24 protein-coding genes and 3 tRNA genes are annotated in these 25,254 nt (G+C 58.1%); 9 read left to right on the forward strand and 18 right to left on the reverse strand.

Annotation, left to right across the window (positions count from 1 at the left end; all coding sequences use genetic code 11):
• Positions 1-165: 165 nt before the first annotated feature.
• From galT to gpmA, 4 genes are all read left to right on the forward strand, one after another.
• The gene (gene galT, locus CKF42_RS05405) at positions 166-1,212 is read left to right on the forward strand and encodes a galactose-1-phosphate uridylyltransferase (RefSeq protein ID WP_111207721.1); all 1,047 of its coding nucleotides are present in this window, start codon (positions 166-168) and stop codon (positions 1,210-1,212) included.
• Positions 1,209-2,357 (forward strand): galactokinase, encoded by a 1,149-nt coding sequence (galK, locus tag CKF42_RS05410; protein ID WP_058958449.1) that lies wholly within the window; start codon positions 1,209-1,211, stop codon positions 2,355-2,357. Before galT ends, galK begins: the two co-directional genes overlap by 4 nt.
• Complete coding sequence (gene galM / locus CKF42_RS05415) at positions 2,351-3,385, forward strand: galactose-1-epimerase (RefSeq protein WP_111207722.1); 1,035 nt, start codon at positions 2,351-2,353, stop codon at positions 3,383-3,385. Before galK ends, galM begins: the two co-directional genes overlap by 7 nt.
• A gap of 151 nt (positions 3,386-3,536) precedes the next feature.
• Entirely contained in the window at positions 3,537-4,289 is a 753-nt protein-coding gene (gpmA, locus tag CKF42_RS05420) for a 2,3-diphosphoglycerate-dependent phosphoglycerate mutase (RefSeq protein WP_009091367.1), read from the forward strand.
• A gap of 351 nt (positions 4,290-4,640) precedes the next feature.
• Here gpmA and aroG read toward each other — a convergent pair whose 3' ends face one another.
• Entirely contained in the window at positions 4,641-5,693 is a 1,053-nt protein-coding gene (gene aroG, locus CKF42_RS05425; RefSeq protein WP_009091369.1) for a 3-deoxy-7-phosphoheptulonate synthase AroG, read from the reverse strand.
• A 287-nt stretch (positions 5,694-5,980) separates the two neighbouring features.
• On the opposite strand from aroG, the gene CKF42_RS05430 reads away from it, so the two are divergent.
• The 4 genes from CKF42_RS05430 (at position 5,981) to zitB (ending at position 11,041) form a co-directional block, all read left to right on the forward strand.
• Entirely contained in the window at positions 5,981-6,343 is a 363-nt protein-coding gene (locus CKF42_RS05430) for a YbgS-like family protein (RefSeq protein ID WP_033736370.1), read from the forward strand.
• 99 nt (positions 6,344-6,442) lie between these two features.
• Positions 6,443-7,024 (forward strand): response regulator transcription factor, encoded by a 582-nt coding sequence (locus CKF42_RS05435; protein WP_009091372.1) that lies wholly within the window; start codon positions 6,443-6,445, stop codon positions 7,022-7,024.
• Entirely contained in the window at positions 7,006-10,080 is a 3,075-nt protein-coding gene (locus CKF42_RS05440) for an ATP-binding protein (protein WP_111207723.1), read from the forward strand. The genes CKF42_RS05435 and CKF42_RS05440 overlap by 19 nt, the downstream gene beginning before the upstream one ends.
• A complete protein-coding gene (gene zitB, locus CKF42_RS05445) occupies positions 10,058-11,041 on the forward strand; it encodes a CDF family zinc transporter ZitB (protein WP_111207724.1) in 984 nt (327 codons plus the stop codon). The genes CKF42_RS05440 and zitB overlap by 23 nt, the downstream gene beginning before the upstream one ends.
• A 45-nt stretch (positions 11,042-11,086) precedes the next feature.
• Here zitB and pnuC read toward each other — a convergent pair whose 3' ends face one another.
• The 3 genes from pnuC to CKF42_RS05460 all read right to left on the reverse strand — a co-directional run bounded on the left by pnuC (position 11,087) and on the right by CKF42_RS05460 (position 13,580).
• On the reverse strand, positions 11,087-11,821 hold the full coding sequence (pnuC, locus tag CKF42_RS05450) for a nicotinamide riboside transporter PnuC (RefSeq protein ID WP_111207725.1): 735 nt from the start codon (positions 11,819-11,821) through the stop codon (positions 11,087-11,089).
• A gap of 24 nt (positions 11,822-11,845) precedes the next feature.
• A complete protein-coding gene (gene nadA, locus CKF42_RS05455; protein WP_111207726.1) occupies positions 11,846-12,907 on the reverse strand; it encodes a quinolinate synthase NadA in 1,062 nt (353 codons plus the stop codon).
• Positions 12,908-13,034: 127 nt separating this feature from the next.
• Entirely contained in the window at positions 13,035-13,580 is a 546-nt protein-coding gene (locus CKF42_RS05460; protein WP_111207727.1) for a methylated-DNA--[protein]-cysteine S-methyltransferase, read from the reverse strand.
• Between the two features lie 158 nt (positions 13,581-13,738).
• On the opposite strand from CKF42_RS05460, the gene CKF42_RS05465 reads away from it, so the two are divergent.
• On the forward strand, positions 13,739-15,214 hold the full coding sequence (locus tag CKF42_RS05465; protein WP_111207728.1) for an AlkA N-terminal domain-containing protein: 1,476 nt from the start codon (positions 13,739-13,741) through the stop codon (positions 15,212-15,214).
• A 139-nt stretch (positions 15,215-15,353) separates the two neighbouring features.
• Here CKF42_RS05465 and CKF42_RS05470 read toward each other — a convergent pair.
• From CKF42_RS05470 to cydA, 14 genes are all read right to left on the reverse strand, one after another.
• Positions 15,354-15,429 (reverse strand) — tRNA-Lys (locus tag CKF42_RS05470).
• Positions 15,430-15,475: 46 nt separating this feature from the next.
• Positions 15,476-15,551, reverse strand: a tRNA-Lys gene (locus tag CKF42_RS05475).
• A 67-nt stretch (positions 15,552-15,618) separates the two neighbouring features.
• A tRNA-Lys gene (locus tag CKF42_RS05480) sits at positions 15,619-15,694 on the reverse strand.
• A gap of 164 nt (positions 15,695-15,858) precedes the next feature.
• Positions 15,859-16,653: a cell division protein CpoB gene (cpoB, locus tag CKF42_RS05485; RefSeq protein ID WP_111207729.1), complete on the reverse strand. Its 795-nt coding sequence runs from the start codon at positions 16,651-16,653 to the stop codon at positions 15,859-15,861.
• Between the two features lie 9 nt (positions 16,654-16,662).
• The gene (pal, locus tag CKF42_RS05490) at positions 16,663-17,190 is read right to left on the reverse strand and encodes a peptidoglycan-associated lipoprotein Pal (RefSeq protein ID WP_009091388.1); all 528 of its coding nucleotides are present in this window, start codon (positions 17,188-17,190) and stop codon (positions 16,663-16,665) included.
• Positions 17,191-17,241: 51 nt separating this feature from the next.
• Positions 17,242-18,537: a Tol-Pal system beta propeller repeat protein TolB gene (gene tolB / locus CKF42_RS05495; protein WP_046101431.1), complete on the reverse strand. Its 1,296-nt coding sequence runs from the start codon at positions 18,535-18,537 to the stop codon at positions 17,242-17,244.
• A gap of 115 nt (positions 18,538-18,652) precedes the next feature.
• On the reverse strand, positions 18,653-19,993 hold the full coding sequence (gene tolA, locus CKF42_RS05500; protein WP_009091391.1) for a cell envelope integrity protein TolA: 1,341 nt from the start codon (positions 19,991-19,993) through the stop codon (positions 18,653-18,655).
• A 27-nt stretch (positions 19,994-20,020) separates the two neighbouring features.
• Entirely contained in the window at positions 20,021-20,449 is a 429-nt protein-coding gene (gene tolR / locus CKF42_RS05505; RefSeq protein WP_009091394.1) for a colicin uptake protein TolR, read from the reverse strand.
• Positions 20,450-20,462: 13 nt separating this feature from the next.
• Positions 20,463-21,149, reverse strand: coding sequence for a Tol-Pal system protein TolQ (tolQ, locus tag CKF42_RS05510; protein WP_009091396.1), 687 nt, complete (start codon positions 21,147-21,149; stop codon positions 20,463-20,465).
• Entirely contained in the window at positions 21,146-21,550 is a 405-nt protein-coding gene (gene ybgC / locus CKF42_RS05515; RefSeq protein WP_009091398.1) for a tol-pal system-associated acyl-CoA thioesterase, read from the reverse strand. Before ybgC ends, tolQ begins: the two co-directional genes overlap by 4 nt.
• A gap of 177 nt (positions 21,551-21,727) precedes the next feature.
• Complete coding sequence (ybgE, locus tag CKF42_RS05520) at positions 21,728-22,021, reverse strand: cyd operon protein YbgE (RefSeq protein ID WP_111207730.1); 294 nt, start codon at positions 22,019-22,021, stop codon at positions 21,728-21,730.
• Positions 22,021-22,125, reverse strand: a complete 105-nt coding sequence (cydX, locus tag CKF42_RS05525; protein ID WP_009091402.1) for a cytochrome bd-I oxidase subunit CydX — start codon at positions 22,123-22,125, stop codon at positions 22,021-22,023. The genes ybgE and cydX overlap by 1 nt, the downstream gene beginning before the upstream one ends.
• 15 nt (positions 22,126-22,140) lie before the next feature.
• Positions 22,141-23,280 carry a cytochrome d ubiquinol oxidase subunit II gene (cydB, locus tag CKF42_RS05530; protein ID WP_046101429.1) on the reverse strand — a complete coding sequence of 380 codons (1,140 nt, stop codon included), beginning with the start codon at positions 23,278-23,280 and terminating at the stop codon, positions 22,141-22,143.
• Between the two features lie 11 nt (positions 23,281-23,291).
• Positions 23,292-24,863, reverse strand: coding sequence for a cytochrome ubiquinol oxidase subunit I (cydA, locus tag CKF42_RS05535; RefSeq protein WP_058956301.1), 1,572 nt, complete (start codon positions 24,861-24,863; stop codon positions 23,292-23,294).
• Positions 24,864-25,254 lie beyond the last annotated feature (391 nt).

Below are 25,254 nucleotides of genomic sequence, written 5' to 3' on the forward strand. Positions count from 1 at the left end.
CTTCTCACCTTTCACCCTCCTGCACCGCACGCAATGCCACCAAATAAGAATTTTCAGCTTGTGTAAACGATACCATTTATCCAGACTTGATCACGCTTTCGGGCGCGCTGATGTGCTAATTTTTACCGATGCCTCTTTGGCTTTTGACGCTTACCAGGACCTCACATGGACAAATTCAACCCGGTCGATCATCCGCATCGCCGTTACAATCCACTGATTGATCAATGGATTTTAGTCTCTCCTCATCGGGCCAAACGGCCGTGGCAGGGCGCGCAGGAGACCCCGGCGGTTAACACGCTGCCGTCCCATGATCCGGACTGCTTCCTCTGTGCCGGAAACACCCGCATCACCGGCGACAAAAACCCGGACTATACCGGCACTTACGTCTTTACCAATGACTTTGCCGCGCTGATGACCGACACCCCCGACGCGCCTGAGAGTGACGATCTGCTGATGCGCTGTGAGAGCGCACGCGGCACCAGCCGGGTTATCTGCTTTTCGCCCGATCACAGCAAAACCCTGCCGGAGATGTCGCTGAGCGCGCTGGAAGAGGTGGTGCGCACCTGGCAGGAGCAGACCGCTGAGCTGGGTCAGCACTATCCCTGGGTGCAGGTGTTTGAGAACAAGGGCGCGGCGATGGGCTGCTCCAACCCGCATCCGCATGGTCAGGTCTGGGCCAACAGCTTCCTGCCGAATGAAGCGCAGCGTGAAGATGACCACCAGCGCGACTACTTCGCGAAAAAAGGTTCACCGATGCTGGTCGATTACCTGGCGCGTGAACAGCAGGATGGCAGCCGCACCGTCGTGGAAACTGAACACTGGCTGGCCGTGGTGCCGTGGTGGGCCGCCTGGCCATTTGAGACCCTGCTGCTGCCGAAGGCGCACGTCAGACGTCTGACCGATCTCAGCGCAGCACAGCGCACCGATCTGGCGCTGGCGCTGAAACAGCTCACCAGCCGCTACGATAACCTGTTCCAGTGCTCCTTCCCCTACTCTATGGGCTGGCATGGCGCACCGTTTAACGGCGAAGCCAACGATCACTGGCAGCTGCATGCCCACTTCTATCCGCCGCTGCTGCGTTCAGCAACGGTACGCAAATTTATGGTCGGCTATGAAATGCTGGCCGAAACCCAACGCGATTTAACGGCGGAACAGGCGGCGGAACGTCTGCGTTCTGTCAGCGACGTTCACTTCCGTGAGGCAAAACAATGAGCTTAAAAACCATCACGCAGCAGCTTTTCTCAGACACCTTCGGTTACGCCGCCACCCATACCATTCAGGCACCGGGTCGCGTCAACCTGATTGGTGAGCACACCGACTATAACGACGGCTTTGTGCTGCCCTGCGCCATTGACTACCAGACGGTGATCGCCTGCGCCCGTCGTGACGATCGCCAGATTCGTGTGGTCGCGGCGGATTATGAGAATGCCCAGGACACCTTTTCGCTCGATGAAGAGATCGTCAGCGTGCAGGAGCCGATGTGGGCGAACTATGTGCGCGGCGTAGTGAAACATCTGCAACGGCGTCATGCCGATTTCGGTGGCATCGACATGGTGATCAGCGGCAACGTTCCGCAGGGCGCGGGCCTCAGCTCCTCTGCCTCGCTGGAAGTGGCGGTCGGCACCGTGGTGCAGCAGCTCTATAACCTGCCGCTGGATGGCGCGGCAATTGCGGTTAACGGTCAGGAAGCAGAAAACCAGTTCGTTGGCTGCAACTGCGGCATCATGGACCAGCTGATCTCCGCGCTGGGCCAGAAAGATCACGCCATGCTGCTCGACTGCCGCACGCTGGGCACCCGTCCGGTGTCGATGCCGGCAGATATCGCCGTGGTGATCATCAACTCCAACTTCCGCCGCACTCTGGTCGGCAGCGAATACAATACCCGTCGCGAGCAGTGTGAAGCGGGCGCGCGCTTCTTCAACAAAAAAGCGCTGCGTGATGTTGAGCTGGCGGAGTTTGAAGCGGCAGAGGCGAAGCTGGACCCGCAGGTGGCTAAGCGGGTGCGTCACGTTCTGACCGAGAATGCCCGCACGCTCGAAGCCGCCGATGCGCTGAGCCGGGGCGACCTCTCCCGTATGGGTCAGCTGATGGCCGAGTCGCACGCCTCCATGCGTGACGATTTTGAGATCACCGTGCCGCCGATCGACACGCTGGTGGAGATCGTAAAAGCGCAAATCGGTGAGCACGGGGGTGTTCGCATGACCGGCGGCGGCTTCGGCGGCTGTATCGTCGCGCTGATGCCGCTGGATCGGGTGGATCAGGTGAAAGCCGCCGTTGCGGAGCAGTATGAAGCGCAGACCGGCATCAAAGAGACCTTCTACGTCTGCAAAGCCTCTGAAGGAGCCGGTCAATGCTGAATGACGTCAACTCTCACGCGCCCGACGGTCAGCCGTGGCGCATCACGGTGCTACGCAATGCCAACGGCATGCTGGCGACCTTTATGGACTGGGGCGCAACCTGGCTCTCCGCCCGCGTGCCGATGCAGGATGGCACGGTGCGTGAAGCGCTGCTTGGCTGCGCCACCCCCTCTGACTATCTGCACCAGGAGGCTTATCTCGGTGCCACGGTGGGCCGTTACGCTAACCGCATCGCCGGTGCAAAACTGACCACACTCAACCGTCAGCTGGTGCCGAACCAGGGCGCGCATCAGCTGCATGGCGGCCCGGAAGGGTTTGATAAACGTCGCTGGCAGATTGTCAGCCAGTCAGACAGCGACGTGCACTACCGCCTGGATTCGCCGGATGGCGATCAGGGCTATCCCGGTAACCTGATTGCCGACCTGCACTATCATCTGGACGATCAGAACTGCCTGAGCATCCGCTATGAAGCACGCTGCGACCAGCCCTGTCCGGTCAACCTGACCAACCACGCTTACTTTAACCTTGATGCGCATCATGGCGACGCCCGCCAGCATCGCTTACAACTGCACGCAGATCACTATCTGCCGGTCGACAGCGAAGGGATTCCCAATGCGCCGCTGAAAGCCGTGGCCGGCACCAGCTTTGATTTCCGGCAGGCGAAAACGGTCGCGCAGGATTTCCTGACAGAGGACGACCAGCGGGCGGTGAAGGGGTATGACCACGCGTTTCTGCTCAACAGCGCAGGCGATGACAGCCAGACTGCCGCAGAACTCTGGTCAGAAGATGGCAGACTGCAGCTCAGCGTCACCACCTCCGCTCCGGCCCTGCAGTTCTACTCTGCCAACTATCTGGCCGGTACCCGTGCCCGCGAGCAGGAGAGCTATACTGCATTTCAGGGCATTGCGCTGGAGAGTGAATTTTTACCGGATTCGCCCAATCATGCTGAGTGGCCTCAGCCCGATTGCTGGCTGCAACCGGGAGATCGCTGGGAATCGGTGACGCGCTATCGCTTCACGCCACGCTGATCTTCTGGCTGAAAAACGCGCAGTGCGTCACACACAGGCTTACGCGCTGCCCGCTTTTCCGCTATGGTATGGCGCAATCCGCTCGCGTGTCAGGCGGGCAGCAGCAGGTTTCCAATCTCACAGAAACATCACAGTATTAAGGAGTTAAGCTATGGCTGTAACTAAGCTGGTTCTGGTGCGACACGGCGAAAGCCAGTGGAACAACGAAAACCGCTTTACCGGTTGGTATGATGTTGACCTTTCTGAGAAAGGTCGTGGCGAAGCCAAATCAGCGGGTCAGCTGCTGAAAAAAGAGGGCTTTGTTTTCGATTTCGCTTACACCTCTGTACTGAAGCGCGCGATTCACACGCTGTGGAATGTGCTGGATGAGCTGGATCAGGCCTGGCTGCCGGTCGAGAAAACCTGGCGTCTGAACGAGCGTCACTACGGTGCGCTGCAGGGCCTGGATAAAGCGGAAACTGCGGCCAAATATGGCGATGAGCAGGTTAAGCAGTGGCGTCGCGGTTTTGCCGTTACCCCACCTGAGCTGGATCGTGCTGATGAGCGCTTCCCGGGCCATGACCCGCGTTACGCGAAACTGACCCCGGAGCAGCTGCCAACTACTGAAAGCCTGGCACTAACCATCGACCGCGTGATCCCTTACTGGAACGACACCATTCTGCCGCGCATCAAAAGCGGTGAGAAAGTGATCATTGCCGCACACGGCAACTCACTGCGCGCACTGGTTAAATATCTGGATAACCTGAGCGAAGATGAGATCCTCGAACTGAACATCCCAACCGGCGTGCCGCTGGTGTATGAGTTTGATGAAAACTTCAAACCGCTGAAACGCTACTACCTGGGTGACCAGGACGAGATTGCCGCGAAAGCCGCAGCCGTTGCGAATCAGGGTAAAGCGAAGTAATTTTTCGCTGAGAGGCAAAAAGGCCAGACAGAAGTCTGGCCTTTTTTATTGGGCTGCGTCCGGCAATGCTGTGTGTCATCTTTAACTGTCAGAGTAAAAGCCTGAATGTCCGTTCGTCCCGGACGAATCACATCGTCAAAGCCGTCTGAGTATGGCAGCAATAAATCAGCTCAATGCGCAGGGAACATGGTCAGAAGAGGAAAGCGTCCCGCGCCAGGGATGGCGCGGGCAGAGCGTGCCATGGATGGCGGTTGTTGCGTCTTTCCGATCTGACTGTGTTCCCTCAGCAGGCTCACTCTCCACTGCGTATTCAGACAGATCCGGCCAGTTGTCACGCCAGATCGCCAGCACTCAACCGCGGCGCTGTTTAACCGCCGCCGCCAGCTGACGCAGCACCTTGTCGGTATCATCCCAGCCGATGCAGGCATCAGTGACACTCTTGCCATAGACCAGCGGCTCACCGCTCTCCAGGCTCTGATTGCCCTCTACCAGATGACTCTCGATCATCACGCCGACAATCGCCTGTTCACCGTTGATGATCTGCTGCGCGACATCGTCCGCCACGACCATCTGACGCTGGAACTGCTTGCTGCTGTTGGCATGGCTGAAATCGATCATAACCTGCTGTGGCAGACCCGCTTTTGCCAGGCCCTCTTTGACCTCAGCCACATGCTTCGCACTGTAGTTCGGCTCTTTGCCGCCGCGCAGAATAATGTGACAGTCGCCATTGCCGCTGGTTTCAACAATCGCGGAGTGGCCATATTTGGTCACTGACAGGAAGCAGTGCGGCGAACCAGCAGCGTTGATGGCATCGATGGCCACCTTGATGGTGCCATCGGTGCCGTTTTTGAAACCGACCGGACAGGAGAGACCGGAGGCCAGCTCACGGTGCACCTGGGATTCGGTGGTGCGTGCGCCAATCGCGCCCCAGCTCATCAAATCCGCCACATATTGCGGGGTGATCATATCCAGAAACTCGCCCGCCGCCGGTAAACCGCTGTCATTGATCTCCAGCAGCAGTTTACGCGCCAGACGCAGACCATCATTGAGCTGGAAGCTGTTATCCATGTAGGGGTCGTTGATCAGCCCTTTCCAGCCCACGGTAGTGCGCGGCTTTTCAAAATAGACCCGCATGACCACTTCCAGTTCGCCTTTCAGCTCATCCCGCAGCGCCAGCAGACGGCCGGCATACTCTTTTGCGGCCTCAGGATCGTGGATTGAGCAGGGACCAATCACCACCAGCAGGCGGTCGTCCTTGCCCTGCAGGATCTGATGAATCGCCTGACGCGCCTGTGAAACGGTCTGTGCAGCACGATCGGTCGCCGGGAATTTTTCGAGCAGCGCAACCGGGGGTAACAGCTCTTTAATCTCTTTGATGCGTAAGTCATCGTTCTGGTAATTCATACTGATTCCATATTATTTCTGGCCCGGCGCCCGCCGGACACAACCTGCCCAATGTAGCCCGAAGCGCCAGGGGTGTAAATTCCCGCTGCGGGTTAAATGTGCGGGTCATATTTGCATTAATCAGGTTAGCGACTAGACTTTTTAATGGTAAGCACTGAGGAACGTCCCGCTTACATGATTAAATCACCCTGTTTAAGCCAACTGGCGAATTTTATTTCGTCCGGGACTTTTTTATCCCCAATTTCACCTCTGGGCTTAAAACGTCTTCATTTATTAATGGGAGTATAATGATGAAAAAGTTTGCCTTACTCTTTTTGACAGCAGCAATGACATTAGGCAGTGGCGCGGCGCTGGCGGAAGGCAGCAACAACGGCACAGCTAACCAGGCAGCCAGTGCAGGTGCGGTCGCACCCGGCGCAAAAGAGAACCTGCCACCGAATAATGTCGATAACAGCAAAATTAATAACACCGGCACCAATACTAATCCGGCTACTTCTGGCAGCACCACCAGCAGCGGAAATATGTCTGCTAACGAAATTGACCAGAACAGCCAGTGTAAAGATGGCAAATGTCCGAACATCAACAAAAAAGTTGAAACGAAAGTGGGCGGCGGTGACGTTAATACTAAAACCGACGGCACGACCCAGTAATTCTGTCTGACCCGGAGAGCATCCGTTCTCCGGGTTTTTCTCCCCTCTGCCCCACTCTTCCGCTATGCTCATCCTGTAAAATTTACAGGGAAACCGTTCATGGCCGTTTTGCTCTTGATTGACGATCATCCGCTGGTGGAAGTGGCACTTGAAGCCGCGCTCAGCCAGTCGCCCATTCCGGTTCAGCTCCTCTCTGCCAGCAGTGAACACGCCGCCCGTCCTTTTCTTCAGCAGCCGCTGGACATTATCGTGCTTGATATCGGGCTGCCGGAGAGCGACGGGCTGGAGATCCTGCGCCGCCTGAAAATCCATCGTCCCGACTGTCCGGTGCTGATCTATTCGGCCCAGCAGACCCGTCACTATATCCGGCGCGCTCAGGCATTAGGGGCGTCCGGTTATGTAGTGAAAAGCCAGCGCATGACGCAGCTGCTCAGCGCCATTCTGGCCGTGCTCGGCGGACAGACCGCGTTTCCGGAAACCGAAGAGGAGCCTGAGCTGCCGCTGACGCACAAAGAGCGTCAGATTCTGGCGCTGCTCGCCAGCGGCCTCTCTAACCTGCAAATCGCCGCCCAGCTGCACATCAGCAACAAAACGGTCAGCACCCATAAAAAGAACATTCTGGAAAAAACCGGTGCCCGCTCTGTGGTTGAGCTGGCTGACCTCTGGAAGGCGCAGCAGTGAGATATGCGCTACTGATCCTGCTGTGGCTGTGCGGCAGCGCGCTGGCTGAGGTGCGCCCGGTCAGCAGCCTGAATCTGCCGATGATGCTGCCGGTCACGCATGCTGAAACCATGCAGGGAAAGAGCCTGCGCGTCGGACTGCTGGAAGAGAACCACGCGCCCTGGACGATGCGGATCGGCAACGACCTGTATGGCATCAATGCCGACTACCTTGCTGCGCTGCGACAGCTGACCGGGGCGCAGTTTACCCTGCGCCTCTACAGCGACGCGCCGCAACTGATGCAGGCCCTCAACCGCGGAGAGATCGATTTTGCGCTGGGCATGTGGAACACCCCGCTGCCTCAGGGCACGCTGAGCAGTGAAAGCTGGTTCAGCAGTCCGCTGCGGGTCTATCGCAATCAGCAGAACCAGCGTGCCGTGATGTTCAACAGCCAGAATGCGCAGCTTGCGATCAGCGACAGCACTCTGGCGCAGCTGCCACCCGCCTTGGCGGCCCGTCACCACTGGCGACGCTACAGCAGCGACCTGCAGGCGCTCTATACCCTGCTCAATCAGCAGAACGACTATGTGGTGGCGGACGAGACCAGCGCCGGTTTTCTGCTGAGCCAGCTGCAGCAGGGGCAGATTTATCAGATCGCCTCACACATTGAGGCGGGACAACTTAACCTGCGTGCGCTCTCCCGCGATCCCGCGCTGATTGAGTGGATAAATCAGAGCCTGCGTCAGTTACCGGCGGAACTGATGAACAGCCTGCAGGCGCGCTGGAGCAGCACGCTGCCGCGCTATCAGGATACGCAGACCCTGATGCTCAGCCCCGCTGAACGCGCGTGGATTGCCGACCACCCTCGCATTACGTACACCGCCGAGCCCGACAACTATCCCTGGAGCTATCGCGACGCCAGCGGCACCGCCAGAGGCTATGGCGTGGATTTACTGAAAGCGGTCGCCCAGAGCACGGGCCTGCAGTTTGAACCCGTGTGGGTCAGCAATCCCCATCAGGCCAGTGCGCTGATTCAGCAGCAGCAGGCGATGCTGCAACTGATGCAGCCCCTTAATGGCGATGCGATGCAGAGCACCTCACTGCCGGTATGGCGGGCGCTGTGGGGGATCTACAGCATTCACTCTGCCCCGCTGTCGCACTGGCAGGATCTGCGCGGCAGGCGGATCGGCGTATTGCAGGATGACCTGGCGCTGCGCCTGCTGCCGGAGGATCTGCATCCCGTGCCGTTTGCCGACCGGAACAGCCTCTATGATGCGCTGGCAAAGGGGCAGATTGATGCGCTGGTTGATAATGTGCTCTCCGCCCGCTGGCGCATCGCCAGCCGTGATGACGCGCGTATCCACCTCGCCTTTGCCGCCAGCGACATCGCCTGGCCGATCGCGCTGGGTGTCACGCCCGATCAGCCCCTGCTGCGCAGCCTGCTGGATCGGGCGCTGCAGCAGATCCCGGCGGATACCCAGGGCAAAATGCGCGACAGCTGGTCAACACCGCCGCAGCCCGGCAGCGTGATGGTGATGCGAACGCTGCCGATGATGGTGCTGGCGGTAGCCGGGGCCGCCATTGTGCTGCTGCTCCTGCTGCTGGCGCGCCGTTACTGGCAGCAGCGCCGCGAGCGTCAGCAGCGCGAACAGGCGGAGCGGGCCAACGCCATGAAAAGCCAGTTTCTGGCTACCGTCAGCCATGAGCTGCGTACGCCGATGCAGGCGATCCTCGGCCTGCTGGAGCTGGAGAAGCAGCAGCACAACAGCCAGAACCTGACCCTGCTGCACAGCAGCGCACACTCCCTGTTGACCCTGCTGAATGACCTGCAGGATCACGCACGTATCGAGAGCAACAGTTTTACCCTGGCGCCCCGCCCGCTGGCGCTGGCGCAGTGGCTCGAACAGCAGCAGCATTTTTATCATCCGTTAATGCGGGCGGACGGCCCGCGTCTGATCGTCGCGGCACAGACGCCGCTGCCTGACACGGTGATGATCGATGCCGATCGCCTGCAGCAGGTGGTCAATAACCTGATGACCAATGCGCTGAAATTTACCCGTCACGGCACCATCCGCCTCACCCTGGCGGCAGAGCAGCAGCTGGTGCTGACGGTCACTGACAGCGGCAGCGGTATTCCACCTGAGGAGCAGCCGAAGCTGTTTGATCCCTGGTATCAGGCGCCGTCGGGCAAAACCGTGTCGGTGCAGGGCAGCGGTCTGGGCCTGTTTATCTGCCGCGAGATGGTGCTGCGGATGGGGGGCGATATCCGGCTCACCTCGCAGCCCGGCCAGGGAACGCAGGTCACGGTGACCCTGCCTTTGCAGATTGCGGAGCCGGTCAGCAGCACCGATGAGTCTGGCCTGCCCGGCTTTCCCCATCTGCGGGTGGCGATTGTCGATGACCATCCGGCCAATCTGCTGGTGATGCAGCAGCAGCTGGCGCGCTTTGCCATTCAGGCTGAGATCTTCGAAGAGGGACGTGCGCTGCTCAGGGCCGATGCGCAGCAGCCTTTTGACCTGCTGTTTATCGACCAGATGATGCCGCATCCTGACGGCACGCTGCTGCTGCGACTGCTGCGACGCCGTGACCGGCAGCGGGGACGGCAGGCGATGCGGGTGCTCTGCTCCGCAGACGCCCAGCTGCTGTCACGACCGGCTGAGGCGCAGGAGCGGGTTCTGATTAAACCGGTGCAGCTGGCCGATCTCCGCGCACTGCTGGCGGAGTGGCAGCCCGACCCGCTGGCACCGCTGGATGAGAACCTGTGGCAGCTGGCACAGCAGAATGAAAAATTTCTCAGCCGGCTGAGTCAGACGCTGCACAGCACGGTGACCCAGGATCTGGCCGTGATGCGTGAGGCGCGCGCACGCGCGGACTGGAACCAGTTTGCCGACGCGGCACACCGGATGAAAGGCAGCTGGTTGCTGGTGGGGCTGGAGCAGGGTGCACAGCTGAGTCAGCAACTCGCAGAGCAGGCAAAACAGCATCAGGACACGTCTGAGACGTGGCAATTACTGATATTATTAGCAAACAGGTTACTGAAAAAACTGGAATCTTATGGCACATACCCACACTCATAGCGGGCAGGATAGTAATCGCACGCGTCTGGCGGCCGCCTTTGGCGTGACCGTCCTCTTCATGGTTGCCGAGGTGATTGGCGGCTGGCTTTCAGGTTCACTGGCGCTGCTGGCGGATGCCGGACATATGCTCACCGATGCCGCCGCCCTGCTGATGGCGCTGCTGGCGGTTCACTTCTCGCGCCGTAAACCCAATGCGCGTCATACCTTTGGCCTGCTGCGCCTGACCACCGTAGCGGCCTTTGTCAATGCCATCGCCCTGCTGGGTATTACCGCGCTGATCGTCTGGGAGGCGGTGCGTCGCTTCAGCGATCCGCAGCCGGTGACCGGCGGCCTGATGCTGGGCATCGCGATTGGCGGCCTGCTGGCCAACCTGCTCTCATTCTGGCTGCTGCACCACGGCAGCGAAGAGAAGAACCTCAACGTGCGGGCAGCGGCACTGCACGTCATGGGTGACCTGCTCGGTTCGGTGGGGGCGATTGTGGCAGCAGCCATCATTATGCTGACCGGCTGGACGCCGATCGACCCGATTCTGTCGCTGCTGGTGTCACTGCTGGTGCTGCGCAGTGCCTGGGCGCTGCTGCGTGAGAGCCTGCAGGAGTTACTTGAAGGGGCACCCCACTCCCTGGATGTGAACCGGCTGATGCGGGACCTCACCCTGAACATCGCTGAAGTGCGCAATGTTCACCATGTGCATCTGTGGCAGGTGGGTGAAAAGCCGCTGCTGACGCTGCATGTGCAGGTGATCCCACCCTATGACCACGATGCGCTGCTGCACCGCATTCATGACTATCTGCGCCAGCACTATCAGATTGACCATGCGACCGTGCAGATGGAGTATCAGCCCTGTGCCGGTGCTGAGTGTGAGCTGAGCTTCAGCGGCGCGGCTGAGGCCGGTCACGGTCACAGCCATTCCCATTCCCACGACCATACTCACGCCAGAGGCGACGAGCACGCTCACTAAACGACAGCGCGCGGTAACCTGGTTACCGCGCGCTGTGACCGCCCCTTACTGGCCTGTCTGCTGCGCCGACAGTGCGCGTGACCCCTGCTCCCGGGCACTGCGGATCCACATGCGTGAGCCATTAAGCGCAATCAGGGTCAGAATCATATACTCCAGCGACATCGCATAGACCCCCTGACGGGCAAAAATCATGACGCTGATGACGTTAATGATCACCCACAGCAGCCAGTTCTCAACATATTTGCGCGTCATCAGGATCATCGCCGCAATCGACAGCACCATCATGCAGGCGTCCCAGAACGGGAAGGCATCCGGCTGCAATACCGGCATCGCCACCGACAGGCCAATCGCGTTCATCAGCGTCACCGCCGCACGGGTCAGCATGGCAAACACCGGGTCAATGTAGAGCGTCATCAGCGCAATCGCGACGACGCAGCTCACCGCCCAGGCGATCGCTTTCGGCAGCGGCAGCCAGCGAATCTTCAGCGCCGCCTGATGATCGCTGGTCTGCCGGCTCCAGGCGTACCAGCCGTAAATATTGGCGGCAAAAAAGAAGAGCTGCAGCAGCAGGCTGGCGTAGAGCTGAATCTGAAAGAAAATCACCGCAAACAGCGTGACGTTAATCAGGCCAAAGGGGTAGTTGATGATTTTTTCCAGGCTGGCAAACCAGATGCAGAGTAAGCCCGCCAGGGTGCCGATAGCCTCAATCCATGAGAGATCGTAGCCGCCTGCACCCAGAGGAATGTGAACCAGAATATTATGCGTGCTGAAAAAGTCCATGCAGAGCACCTGTCAGGAAAACGGCTAGGCGTTTCCCTTCACGTTGAGTTTAAGTTCCGCTGCAAAGGATAGCATGCGATTCAGGGGCAGTAACGCCGCCTCTCGAAGCGTCTCGTCCACCTGAATCTCACGTTCCGCGCAGCCCGTCTCCAGCGCGTCTGCGATGGCTTTGAGACCGTTCATCGCCATCCACGGACAGTGCGCGCAGCTGCGGCAGGTGGCGCCCTCCCCGGCTGTCGGCGCTTCCAGCAGCTCTTTGCCCGGCACCGCCTGCTGCATTTTGTAGAAGATGCCACGATCGGTGGCCACAATCATCTGCGGATGCGGCAGGGATTTGGCGGCCTGAATCAGCTGGCTGGTCGAACCCACCGCGTCGGCCAGATCCACAATCGCCTGCGGCGACTCGGGATGAACCAGCACCGCCGCATCGGGATAGAGCGCTTTCATGCGCTGCAGCGCCTGAGTCTTGAACTCATCATGGACAATGCAGGCGCCCTGCCAGCACAGCACATCGGCACCCGATTTCTGCGTGACGTAGCGGCCGAGGTGACGATCCGGTGCCCAGATAATTTTCTCGCCCAGGCTGTCGAGGTGCTCAATCAGCTCAACCGCAATGCTGGAGGTGACGACCCAGTCAGCGCGCGCTTTTACCGCCGCCGAGGTGTTGGCGTAGACCACCACGGTGCGATCGGGATGGGCGTCGCAGAAGGCGTTGAACTCCTCAATCGGACAGCCCAGATCCAGCGAGCACTCCGCCTGCAGTGTCGGCATCAGGACAGTTTTCTCAGGACTGAGGATTTTGGCGGTCTCCCCCATAAAGCGTACGCCCGCCACCAGCAGCGTGGTCGCCGGATGGCTGCTGCCGAAACGGGCCATCTCCAGTGAGTCGGAGATACAGCCGCCGGTCTCTTCGGCCAGCGCCTGAATTTCCGGGTCGGTGTAGTAGTGCGCGACCATCACGGCATTTCGCGCCTTCAGCAGGGTTTTGATTTTCTCACGATAAAACGCCTTCTCGTCGTCACTCAGGCGGGCGGGTTTAGGGGGAAAGGGGTAAACGGTGCTTTCAGGATCGAACATCACACTCATGACACAGCTCTCGTTTTATCTAATTAACGAAAATCGCCAGAAGAGGCGAAATATGGCGTTGAATCCGCCGTCGTGTTTTATATGCTAAACACGATAGCGGAAAAGCCCGACTGTGTCGTGTGATTTTTTAATCGGCCTGCATGACCGCACCACCAGCCCAACCCTGTGCGCCTTGTTCGCCCGGCTGCGGCAGGGGTTGTGACGTTTCCAGCGCCAGCAGAAACGCTTTAACCGTCAGCCCACCGGCAAACCCGGTCAGCTTGCCGTTGGCCCCTATGACCCGGTGACACGGCGCGACAATCGAAAGCGGATTGCGACCGTTGGCCGCGCCAACCGCACGCACCGCCAGCGGATGCCCGATCTCGCGGGCAATCTGGCTGTAGTTGCGCGTTTCACCAAACGGGATCGCCACCAGTGCCTGCCAGACTTTTTTCTGAAAGTCAGTGCCGGCAAAATCGAGCGGCAGTTCAAAGCCGCGTCGCGCACCGGCAAAGTACTCGCCGAGCTGACGTGCCGTTTCGACCAGAATGGGATGGTCGTCATCGCGCGTCTGCGGTAAAAAGCGGGTGCGATGAGGATCGTCGTTCTCCCACAAAATACCCGCCAGGCCGCGCTCGCTGGCCACCAGTTTCAGTTCGCCCACCGGGGTAACAGTCAATTTGAAGTAATACATGGTGATTCTCCCGTCACGGTTTCGATACGTATTATCGCACTTTTCCTCAGCCTGACTGGCTGTTTTCGGTCATGGCGATAAACTGATGTGTTGTCCGAAAACAGCCAGTCTGCCGGGAATCACCGGTGTAGGCTCCGCATATTTACCGGAGAAATACCATGCTTAATCCCGACATTGCCTATCAGGCGCTGACCTCCCGTGATACCCGTTTTGACGGCGTATTTTTTGTTGGGGTGACCTCAACCGGTATCTATTGTCGTCCGATCTGCCCGGTCAAAGCGCCGATGCAGAAGAACTGCCTCTTTTTCAGCAGCGCCGAAGCCGCCGAAAAAGCGCGCTTTCGTCCCTGCCTGCGCTGCCGGCCTGAACTGGCGCCGGGCAATGCGCCGGTGGATCAGCCGCACCGCGTGGCGGAACGGCTGATTCAGCGCATCGAAGAGGGAATGCTGGAGGAGCGCGAAGGGCTGGAGGCGATTGCCACTGAGTTCGGTTTAAGCCTGCGTCAGCTGCGGCGTATCGTGCAGCAGGAGCTGGGGGTCTCACCGCTTGAGCTGAGGCAGACGCGACGGATGCTGCTGGCGAAGCAGCTGCTGACGGAGACGCAACTGCCGATTACGGAGATCGCCTATGCCAGCGGTTTTGGCAGCCTGCGCCGATTTAATGATGTGTTTCAGGTGCGCTATCGCATGACGCCAGGCGCCCTGCGCCGGAACGAGGCGGGTGACGGGCGCACGCAGCCCGGTGACCGCGTGACGCTGCGGCTCGCCTATCGCCCGCCCTACGACTGGGCAGCGATGCTCTGGTTTTTACAGACTCACCTGATGAAAGAGGTCGAAGCGGTGGAGGATGGCACCTGGCGACGCACGGTGGCGATGGGCCGCTATCGGGGCTGGGTCAGTGTCGCGCATCTGCCGCAGAAGAATGCGCTGCAGGTGACGCTCTCCACCTCGCTGACGCCGGTTCTGCCTCTGCTGCTGCGCCGCCTGCGCGACCTGTTCGATCTTGATGCTCAGCCGCAGCGTATCGCCGCCTGTCTGTCACAGGATCCGCTGCTGGCGCCCAGTCTGATCGCCCACCCGGGCCTGCGTGTTCCGGGGGCTTTTGACGCCTTCGAGCTGGGCGTGCGCGCGATCATCGGTCAGCAGGTGACGGTCAAAGCCGCCACCACCGTCAGCAGCCGCTTTGCCGCCGCCTTTGGCGAGCCCTGTGAAACGCCGTTTGCCGACCTGACCCGCTACGCCGCGCCGCCGGCACGTATCGCGGGCCTGACGGTCGACGAGGTTGCGCCGATGGGCATTGTCAGCGCCGCGCGCTCACGCGCCATTATCGCCTTCGCTGAAGCCTGCGCCAGCGGGGATCTGCGCCTCAGTGCCGCTCAACCGCCTGACGAAGTGATCAAAAAGCTGATCAGCCTGCCTGGCATCGGTCCCTGGACCGCCCACTACATCGCGATGCGCGCCCTGCGCTGGCCGGATGCCTTTCCCAAAGAGGATATCGCCATCCGGAATAACCTGGGCGGGATGTCATCCAGGGAAGCAGAAGCACGCTCGCAATCCTGGCGTCCCTGGCGCAGCTATGCGGTGATGCATATCTGGGAGAGCCTGGCAGTGGCGAAAGCGAAGAAAAAGGCGTAACGGCGGATTCAGGCCTGCTCTCCTCATCATGCAGAAGCAGCCCGCGCCAGTAGTGCGGTCAGAGAAGGAAAGCGTCCCGCACCGTAAAGTCCGTACCCTGGAAACGAAAAAAGCGCCCTGAGGGCGCTTCTTTCTTAATTGGTGGGTCGTGCAGGATTCGAACCTGCGACCAATTGATTAAAAGTCAACTGCTCTACCAACTGAGCTAACGACCCGCTGGGGGCTTACAACCGTTCAGCTCGCCAGGCGGCTGAAGTAAGATGGTGGGTCGTGCAGGATTCGAACCTGCGACCAATTGATTAAAAGTCAACTGCTCTACCAACTGAGCTAACGACCCATCTTAGGTTGTGAAGCAATCCTGAACTCTTCTTCGCGCGTCGCACTGATGCGCGACTGAGAGAAGATGGTGGGTCGTGCAGGATTCGAACCTGCGACCAATTGATTAAAAGTCAACTGCTCTACCAACTGAGCTAACGACCCATCTTCAGGCTTGCCAGACACTTTGCATTGTGTCCCGGCAACGGCGGCATATATTACTGATTTAGCGGGGTAGCGCAACTCTTATTTCTGCCAAATGCTTCAGTTGCTTACCTTTCATACGGCAAGACCAGAAATCACACGATATCTGGCCTGAACCGTACCGATTACAGACCTGACAGACGTTTTTGCGCCTGTTTTGCAGATTCGCTATCAGGATAAAGTTTGATCACCTGCTGGAAGACCGCTTTGGCTTTCGCCGTGTCTTTCTTCTCCTGCATGATCACACCCACCTTTAGCAACGCCTCTGCGGCTTTCGGCGACTTCGGATAGTTTTTCACCACCGTGGCGTAATAATAAGCCGCGTCGTCCTTTTTGCCTTTGTTGTAGTTCAGCTGCCCCAGCCAGTAGTTGGCGTTGGGCTGATAGGTCGAATCGGGGTAACGCTTTACCCACGCCTGAAGCGCACTGATCGCCTGATCATACTGTTTCTTTTCCAGAATCAGCGCCACAGCCGCATTGTAATCGCTGTTGGCGTCACCGGTCTGCGCAGGTGCGCTCTCCGTTGATGCCGCTCCGCCTGTGCTGGCTGCTGCACCGGTATCGGCTGCGGCATCACCGCCCGCCGCCTGCTGGCCGCCGCTGCTGCTGGCGCTGCTCAGGCTGTCGATCTGCTGGTAGAGCTGCTTCTGGCGCTCAACCACCTGATTCAACTGATACGTATTTTGCTGGATTTGCCCACGCAGCGCGTCGATATCACGCTGATTGTCGCTCATCTGCTGCTGCAATTGCTGCATCAGCTGCGCCTGGGCATTAGAGATTCGTTCGAGAGTGGTGACACGGTCTTCGACCGAGCCGGAGCCAACGCTACTGATTGACGCTTGGGCATTAGCGGCCCAGGGGGCCGCTACGCCAATCAGTAACGACAGACTCAACAGATGACGTCTGAAGTTACTAACCATGTGATTCTCTTAGTAGACCAGTACGGCACGACGGTTTTTAGCATACGCTGCTTCGTCATGACCCAGAACGGCTGGCTTCTCTTTACCGTAAGAAACGATAGACATCTGATCAGCTGACACGCCTTTGCCCTGCAGGTACATTTTAACTGCGTTAGCACGACGTTCGCCCAGGGCGATGTTGTATTCCGGCGTACCGCGCTCATCCGCGTGACCTTCGATGGTCACTTTGTAGGATGGGTTGCTGCGCAGGAAGGAAGCATGCTGATCCAGCATCTGTGCGTAATCAGACTGAACGTCATACTTGTCCAGACCGAAGTACACGATGTTGTTCTGCTGCAGCTGCTGCATCTGCAGACGCGCCTGCTCGTCAGAAGACATGTTGCCGCCGTTGCCGTTCATGCCAGAGTTTGCACCGTAAGCGCCATCAGCGCCCATGCCAGTCTGGTCATTGTTGTTGTTTTTGTGTGAGCTACAAGCCGCTACTGCCAGAACCGGCAGAGCCAGCATCAAACCCTTCAGCATTTTGTTCAGTTGCATTTCAAAAATCCCATTATTGTTTATTGTTTGCGATGTCTGATCGATCAGACATTACAGATACGGCGACCAGGCAGGAAATTTGACCTGTCCATCGGTTGCCGGAAGACGCGCTTTGAAACGGCCGTCGGTTGAAACCAACTGCAGCACGGAACCCATCCCCTGAGTAGAGCTATAGATTACCATTGTGCCGTTTGGTGCCAGGCTCGGCGTTTCATCCAGGAACGTGTCCGTTAACGTTTGAACGGCTCCCGTTTCCAGATCCTGTTTGGCGACGTGCTGTGATCCACCGCTGGTGCTGATCATCACCATGGATTTGCCATCGGTTGCGACATCCGCATCCTGGTTCTGACCGCCTTCCCAGGTAATACGTTGTGGCGCGCCGCCATTAATGCCTACTTTATAAATCTGAGGTGCACCCGCCTGATCCGAGGTATAAGCCAGCGTCTGGCTGTCCGGGAACCAGGTCGGTTCTGTACTGTTATAACGGCCATCGGTGACCTGACGCGTCTGACCTGAAGCCAGATCCATCACATAGAGGTTCAGGCTGCCGGTTTTAGAGAGCGCGAAAGCCAGCTTAGAGCCATCCGGTGAGAACGCCGGGGCACCGTTGTGACGCGGGTACGAGGCGACCTGACGGATAGCACCGTTCGACAGCGTCTGAACCACCAGTGCAGACTTGCCGCTTTCAAAGGTCACGTAAGCCACTTTGCTGCCATCCGGAGACCAGGCTGGCGACATCAGAGGCTGTGGTGAACGATGAACCACAAACTGGTTGTAACCATCATAATCCGCTACGCGCAGCTCATACGGGAACTGGCCGCCGTTGGTCTGCACGACATAGGCGATACGGGTACGGAAAGCGCCCTTGATGCCGGTCAGCTTCTCGAAGGTTTCATCACTGGCGGTGTGACCGGCATAACGCAGCCACTGTTTGGTGACTTTATAGGTGTTCTGCGCCAGCACGGTTCCCGGTGCACCACCGGTATCGACCAGCTGGTAAGAAACCTGATAGCTGCCATCCGGGTTAGCGGCGACCTGACCGACCACAACCGCGTCGATGCCCAGGGCGCTCCAGGCCGCAGGCTGAACTTCCTGTGCGCTGCCAGGCTGCTGAGGCAGACGTGAGCGATCCAGCGGATTAAATTTGCCGCTGTTGCGCAGGTCAGCGGCCACGATGCCGCCGATATCTTCCGGCGCGGCACCTGCACCCGTCCATTTAAATGGCACAACGCCAATCGGGCGTGCGGTGTTGACGCCCTGGGTAATCTCAATTCGAACTTCTGCATGCAGCATGGCTGCCCACAGCAGGATAAAAAAGCCTAACGTAACGCGAAGAGCTTGCTTCATTTTATCTCCCTTATCTGAACCTCAGTCCACGATAATTGGCACTGTTCCTGGAAACCACGAGTAGAACTTAAGTACGGCAAGCTAAACATAGATCAACTTGCCGCCCGTTACTGCATTATTGCGGTTTAAAACGCATAGGGGCGTTCTTAAACACTTCGTAGACCGCCTGGGAAGGCGGCTTCGGAATACGTGCCTGTCGGGCGGCGGTAATCGCGGCCTGACAGAGCGCGGGGTCCCCACCTTCTGACTTAACATCAATCAACAGGCCATCCGGCGCAAGTTTAATCCGCAAATCACAGGTTTTTCCGCGATACAGATCGGCATCATAGAAGCGGCTTTGAATCGCACTGACCACCTGCCCCATGTAGGAGTTGATTTCCGCGCCTGACGCACCCGCTTTCTTCTGGTTTCCCTGCCCTGCTGCGCCGCCGCCAGCGGCCCCGCTTTTCGGTGCATTTTTACCGGAAGCCAGTCCACCCAGCAGATCGTCGACATCGCTGTCGTTGGCCGCATCGGCGGCAGCTTTCGCTTTCGCGTCGGCTTTGGCCTTCGCGGCGGCATCGGCTTTCGCTTTGGCAGCCGCGTCCGCTTTGGCTTTCGCTGCCGCATCGGCTTTCGCTTTGGCCGCGGCTTCCGCTTTCTCTTTCGCCGCTTCTTTAGCCGCCTCTTTCGCGGCTTCCGCTTTGGCTTTTGCGGCTTCCGCCGCTTTCTCTTTCGCTGCTTCTGCGGCTTTTTCTTTGGCTTCTGCGGCTTTCTCTTTCGCCTCTTCAGCCGCTTTCGCTTTGGCCTCGGCAGCCGCTTTCACTTTAGCTTCCGCTGCCGCTTTGGCCTCCGCGTCAGACTTTGCCTTCGCTTCGGCGACGGCTTTCTCTTTTGCCGCCGCCGCCGCAGCGGCTTTCGCCTGCTGATCAGCCTGCTTCTTTGCTTCGGCAGCAGCCTGTTTCGCCTGCTCAGCCGCGGCTTTCGCCTGGGCATCCGCCTGCGCTTTAGCTTCAGCCTTCGCTTTTGCGGCTGCCGCTTCAGCGGTTTTCTGCTGCTCAGCCGCCTGTTTAGCGGCCTGTTCGGCCGCTTTCTGCTGCTCAGCCTGCTGTTTAGCCTCTTCTTTTGCCGCTTCCTGCGCAGCTAAGCGCTCTTTTTCCAGCGCTTTCAGACGCTGCTGTTCGGCGGCCTGCTTCTCCTGCAGCTCTTCAGCCTGCTGCTGCGCCTGCTTTTTACGCTGCTGCTCAGCACGCTGGCTGTCGCTCTGCTGGTTCTGCTGACGGTTATACTGGCTGACGACGGCGCCGGGATCGACCATCACCGCATCGATATCACTGCCGCCGCCACCCGCACTGCTGGGGTCAACATGCTCATTAAACGAGCTCCATACCAGCAGCGCGATCAGCACGATATGCAGAATCACCGAAATGATTATCGCGCGCTTTAACTTCTCGTTTTGCTCGGTTGCCTTCGACACACTCGGTTCCCAAAAAACGGTTCGATTTTAAATCGGCTGCGTCATCAAACCGACAGATTTAACACCCGCCTGGTGCAGCAGGTTGAGCGCTTTAATAATTTCATCGTAAGGCACCTCTTTCGCGCCCCCGATCAAAAAGACCGTCTTAGGATTCGCTTCCAGTCGACGCTGCGCTTCGCTGATCACCTGCTCGGGCGGAAGCTGATCCATGCGATCGTGATCCACCACCAGGCTGTACTGACCCACGCCCGCCACCTCGACAATCACCGGCGGATTGTCGTCGCTGGAGACGGTTTTAGAGTCGGTCGCATCCGGCAGATCCACTTCCACGCTCTGGGTAATAATGGGTGCGGTTGCCATGAAGATGAGCAACAGCACCAGCAGGACGTCCAGCAGCGGAACGATGTTGATTTCCGACTTCAGGTCGCGGTGTTTGCGACCACGTACTCTGGCCATCATTAACCTCTGTTTACTTAGCGTTATCGCTGGAGAAAGCCTGGCGATGCAGGATGGCCGTGAACTCTTCCATAAAGTTGTCGTAGCCCTGCTCCAGTTTGTTGACGCGCTGGTTCAGGCGGTTGTACGCCATCACCGCCGGAATCGCGGCAAACAGACCGATCGCGGTCGCAATCAGTGCTTCAGCAATACCTGGCGCCACCATCTGCAGCGTCGCCTGCTTCACCGCGCCCAGCGCGATAAAGGCGTGCATGATCCCCCAGACGGTGCCGAACAGCCCGATGTAGGGGCTGATTGAACCGACGGTGCCGAGGAAAGGAATGTGGTTTTCCAGCGTTTCCAGCTCGCGGTTCAGCGAGATGCGCATCGCACGGCTGGCGCCATCAATGACCGCTTCCGGCGCATGATTATTGGCGCGATGCAGACGGGCAAACTCTTTAAAGCCGGCGTAGAAAATCTGCTCAGAACCAGCCAGTTCGTCCCGACGCTCCTGACTCTCCTGGTAGAGACGCGAAAGTTCGATACCCGACCAGAACTTGTCTTCAAACGCCTCCGCTTCTCTTCCGGCCGCATTCAGAATACGTGTGCGCTGAATAATGATGGCCCAGGAGGCAATAGAAAAGCCGATCAAAATCAACATGATAAGTTTGACCAGAAGGCTCGCCTTCAGGAACAAATCAAGAATGTTCATGTCAGTCACTGCTTGAACTCCGCGACAATAGACTTGGGAAGCGCAATCGGCTTCATCAGATGTGGGTTAATGCAGGCAATCAGGACTTCTGCCTCATTGAGCACTTTGCCTTCAGTATTCACGATACGCTGCGTGAACGTCATCGTGGCCCGTGTCATTGATGTCACTTCACTCTGGATCTCCAGAAGGTCATCAAGACGCGCCGCCGACAGGTAGTCCACTGTCATACGTCGTACCACAAAAGCGACCTGCTGCTCTAACAGCGTCTGCTGATTGAAATGGTGCTGTCGCAACATCTCGGTACGTGCTCGTTCATAAAAAGCGATATAGCTGGCGTGATAAACCACACCACCGGCATCAGTGTCTTCGTAGTAGACCCGAACCGGCCAGCGAAACAGCGTTGTACTCACTCTACATCCCGGCCTCGTTTTAAACGATGCTACTATACGCAAGAGAATTGGGGTTGGGAATGGGTCGCCAGAGCCAGGCGAAAATAATTATCGCTCCGTAACAAACGGAACGATTTCAGGGAGATTTATTGACCGTACGCTGACAAATATTCACTGACAGCGCCGGTAAGGCGGGGGCTAAACGTAAAAACGGTAAAGGGCAATCATTAACACCACTACGGCGGGTAACGGCGTAAACAGCGCCTGCCATCGGGTTTTTCGTGGCCGGAAACCCACGCCGTGGATCACCCCGCAGCAGACCGCCCAGATCAGCACCAGCGCCTGCAGCGCAGGTAACTCCCCTGCCTGATTGGCAAAGCGTGCAGGATCCCACATCACCCCGCCCGCCGTCAGCAGTGCCAGCAGCAGAGAGAGGGCCCGTAACGGGCCCTTATCCATCAGATCATACAGCATCCGAATCAGCGTTCGCATCAGTGAGACTCATCCTGCGCTTCAATGTGCTCAATCGCCAGCGCGGTGATGATACCAAAGGCACAGGCCAGCAGAGTGCCGAGAATCCAGGCAAAATACCACATGCGACATCTCCTTAATCAGTAGAGTGAGTGACTGTTGCTTTCAATATGCTCTTTGGTGATACGACCAAACATCTTCCAGTAGCACCAGGTGGTGTAGGCGAGAATGATCGGCACAAAGATAACGGCGGCAATGGTCATGGTTTGCAGGGTCAGCAGGCTGGACGTGGCGTCCCACATCGTCAGGCTGGTGCCCGGCACGGTGCTGGACGGCATGATGAACGGGAACATCGCAATACCCGCCGTCATGATGACGCAGGCCAGCGTCAGCGAGGAGAACAGGAACGCCCAGGCCCCCTTCTCCACCCGTGAGCAGAAGATGGTCAGCAGCGGCAGAAGCACACCCAGCAGCGGGAATAGCCACAGCACAGGATGCTGCTGGAAATTCACAAGCCAGGCTCCCGCTTCGCGCACTACGGTTTTACCCAGCGGGTTGGAGGCGGCGAAGTGATCCAGAGGGCTGGTCACCACATAGCCATCAATGCCATATTTCACCCAGACACCTGCAAGGATGAAGCAGACCATCATCACCAGCGCGGCAAGCTGTGCGGCGGTGCGTGAACGCAGATGCAGTTCACCGGTGGTGCGCATCTGCAGATAGGTCGCACCCTGCGCCAGAATCATCGCCACACTGACCACACCCGCCAGCAGACCAAATGGATTCAGCAGCTGGAAGAAGTTACCGGTGTAGAACAGACGCAGATACTCGTCGGCATGGAACGGCACGCCCTGTAACAGGTTGCCAAACGCCACGCCAATCACCAGCGGCGGGACAAAACTGCCAATGAAAATGCCCCAGTCCCAGGCACCGCGCCAGCGGTTGTCTTCAATCTTTGAGCGGTAGTCGAAACCGACCGGACGGAAGAAGAGCGACGCAAGCACGAGGATCATCGCCACATAGAAGCCCGAAAAGGCGGCTGCGTAGACCATCGGCCAGGCGGCAAACAGCGCCCCTCCGGCGGTGATCAGCCAGACCTGGTTGCCGTCCCAGTGCGGGGCGATGGTGTTAATCATGATGCGACGTTCGGTATCGGAGCGTCCCAGAATGCGTGTCAGCATACCGACGCCCATATCGAAACCATCGGCGACGGCAAAGCCGATCAGCAGCACGCCAATCAACAGCCACCAGACAAAGCGCAGAACTTCGTAATCAAACATGGTCGCTCTCCTTATCCCTGTACCGGCTGAGGGGTTGCCGTGATCTGCTCGTGGTGATAACGCCCGGTTTTCAGACTGCTCGGCCCGAGGCGGGCGAATTTGAACATCAGGTACATTTCAGCCACCAGGAACAGGGTGTAGAGGCCACAGATCAGAATCATTGAGAACAGCAGATCGCCTGTGGTCAGGGAGGAGTTAGCCACCGCCGTCGGCAGAATTTCACCGATGGCCCAGGGCTGACGGCCATACTCCGCGACAAACCAGCCTGATTCCACCGCAATCCACGGCAGCGGAATCCCCAGCAGTGCCGCTTTCAGCAACCCGCGGTTCTTACCGATGCGATTGCGTATCACGCTCCAGAAGGAAAGCGTGATGATGGCCAGCAGCAGCACGCCGCAGAGCACCATGATGCGAAACGCGAAGTAAAGTGGTGCCACACGCGGGATGGAATCCTGCGTCGCCTGCCTGATCTGCGCGTCCGTCGCATCCGCCACGTTGTCGGTATAGCGTTTCAGCAGCAGACCGTAGCCGAGATCCTGTTTGTGACTGTTAAAGGCGTCACGTACTGCCGGATCCTGGCTGCCGCTGCGCAGCTCATTCAGCAGGGTGTAGGCCTTCATGCCGTTGCGGATGCGCACCTCATGCTGTGCCATCAGATCTTTCAGGCCGGTGACGGGCGTATCGGTGGATCGGGTGGCGATCAGGCCCAGCAGCCAGGGGATCTGAATCGCATAGCGGTTCTCCTGAGTCGCCTGATCCGGCAGGCCAAACAGCGTAAATGAAGCCGGTGCCGGCTGGGTCTCCCACTCGGCTTCAATCGCGGCGAGTTTGGTTTTCTGCACGTCACCCATTTCATAGCCGGACTCATCGCCCAGCAGGATCACTGACAGCACCGCCGCCATACCAAAACTGGCGGCAATGGCGAACGAGCGTTTTGCAAAGGCGAGATCACGCCCTTTCAGCATGTACCACGCGCTGATGCCGAGAATAAACATCGCACCGGTGGTATAACCCGCCGCCACGGTGTGCACGAATTTGACCTGCGCGACCGGGTTCAGCACCAGCTGCGAGAAGCTGACCATCTCCATACGCATGGTTTCGAAGTTAAATTCAGAGGCGATCGGGTTCTGCATCCAGCCGTTGGCGACCAGAATCCAGAGCGCCGACATGTTCGATCCCAGCGCCACCAGCCAGGTGACCGCCATGTGCTGCACTTTACCCAGCCGATCCCAGCCAAAGAAGAACAGGCCGACAAAGGTCGATTCCAGGAAGAACGCCATCAGACCTTCAATGGCGAGCGGCGCACCGAAGATATCGCCGACGTAGTGAGAGTAATAGGACCAGTTAGTGCCGAACTGAAATTCCATCGTCAGTCCGGTGGCCACACCCAGCGCAAAGTTAATACCAAATAACTTGCCCCAGAACTTCGTCATATCTTTATAAATCTGTTTGCCGCTCAGCACATAGACCGTTTCCATAATCGCCAGCAGAAACGCCATACCCAGCGTTAAAGGGACGAACAGAAAATGGTACATCGCCGTTAAGGCAAACTGTAATCGCGACAGCTCGACGATATCTAACATAAGGACTCCTCGCTTTCTCTCGATTACGCGCGCGAATCGCGAACGTAATCGGGGTCAGGAACGACTGTTTATTGATTCCAGTTTTTTTTATTACCCGCAGACCCGGCCTGTAAGCTGCCGGGACAGGTCAGTCACGCATGCAGCAGCTCTGAATTGTCAATCCGCGCTTTCATTAACGCGTGCTTTAACAGGAGAAAAGCGGGTGTCATCCCGGGTTGAGCAGACGTTTGAAAATGTGTGTAAAAGGCTGGATTGATGCAGCGCAATTTACGCCCTTAGCGTTGCGCTTTGCCAGAGAAATAGTTGGATATAAATCGTGATTAATTGATCTGGAATAACGCAATAAGTTTCCAGATATGGTCAGGTAGGATTCTTGTTAATAAGATGTCAT

The sequence above is a fragment of the Pantoea sp. ARC270 genome (genome assembly GCF_003236725.1).
GTDB lineage: Bacteria > Pseudomonadota > Gammaproteobacteria > Enterobacterales > Enterobacteriaceae > Pantoea > Pantoea anthophila.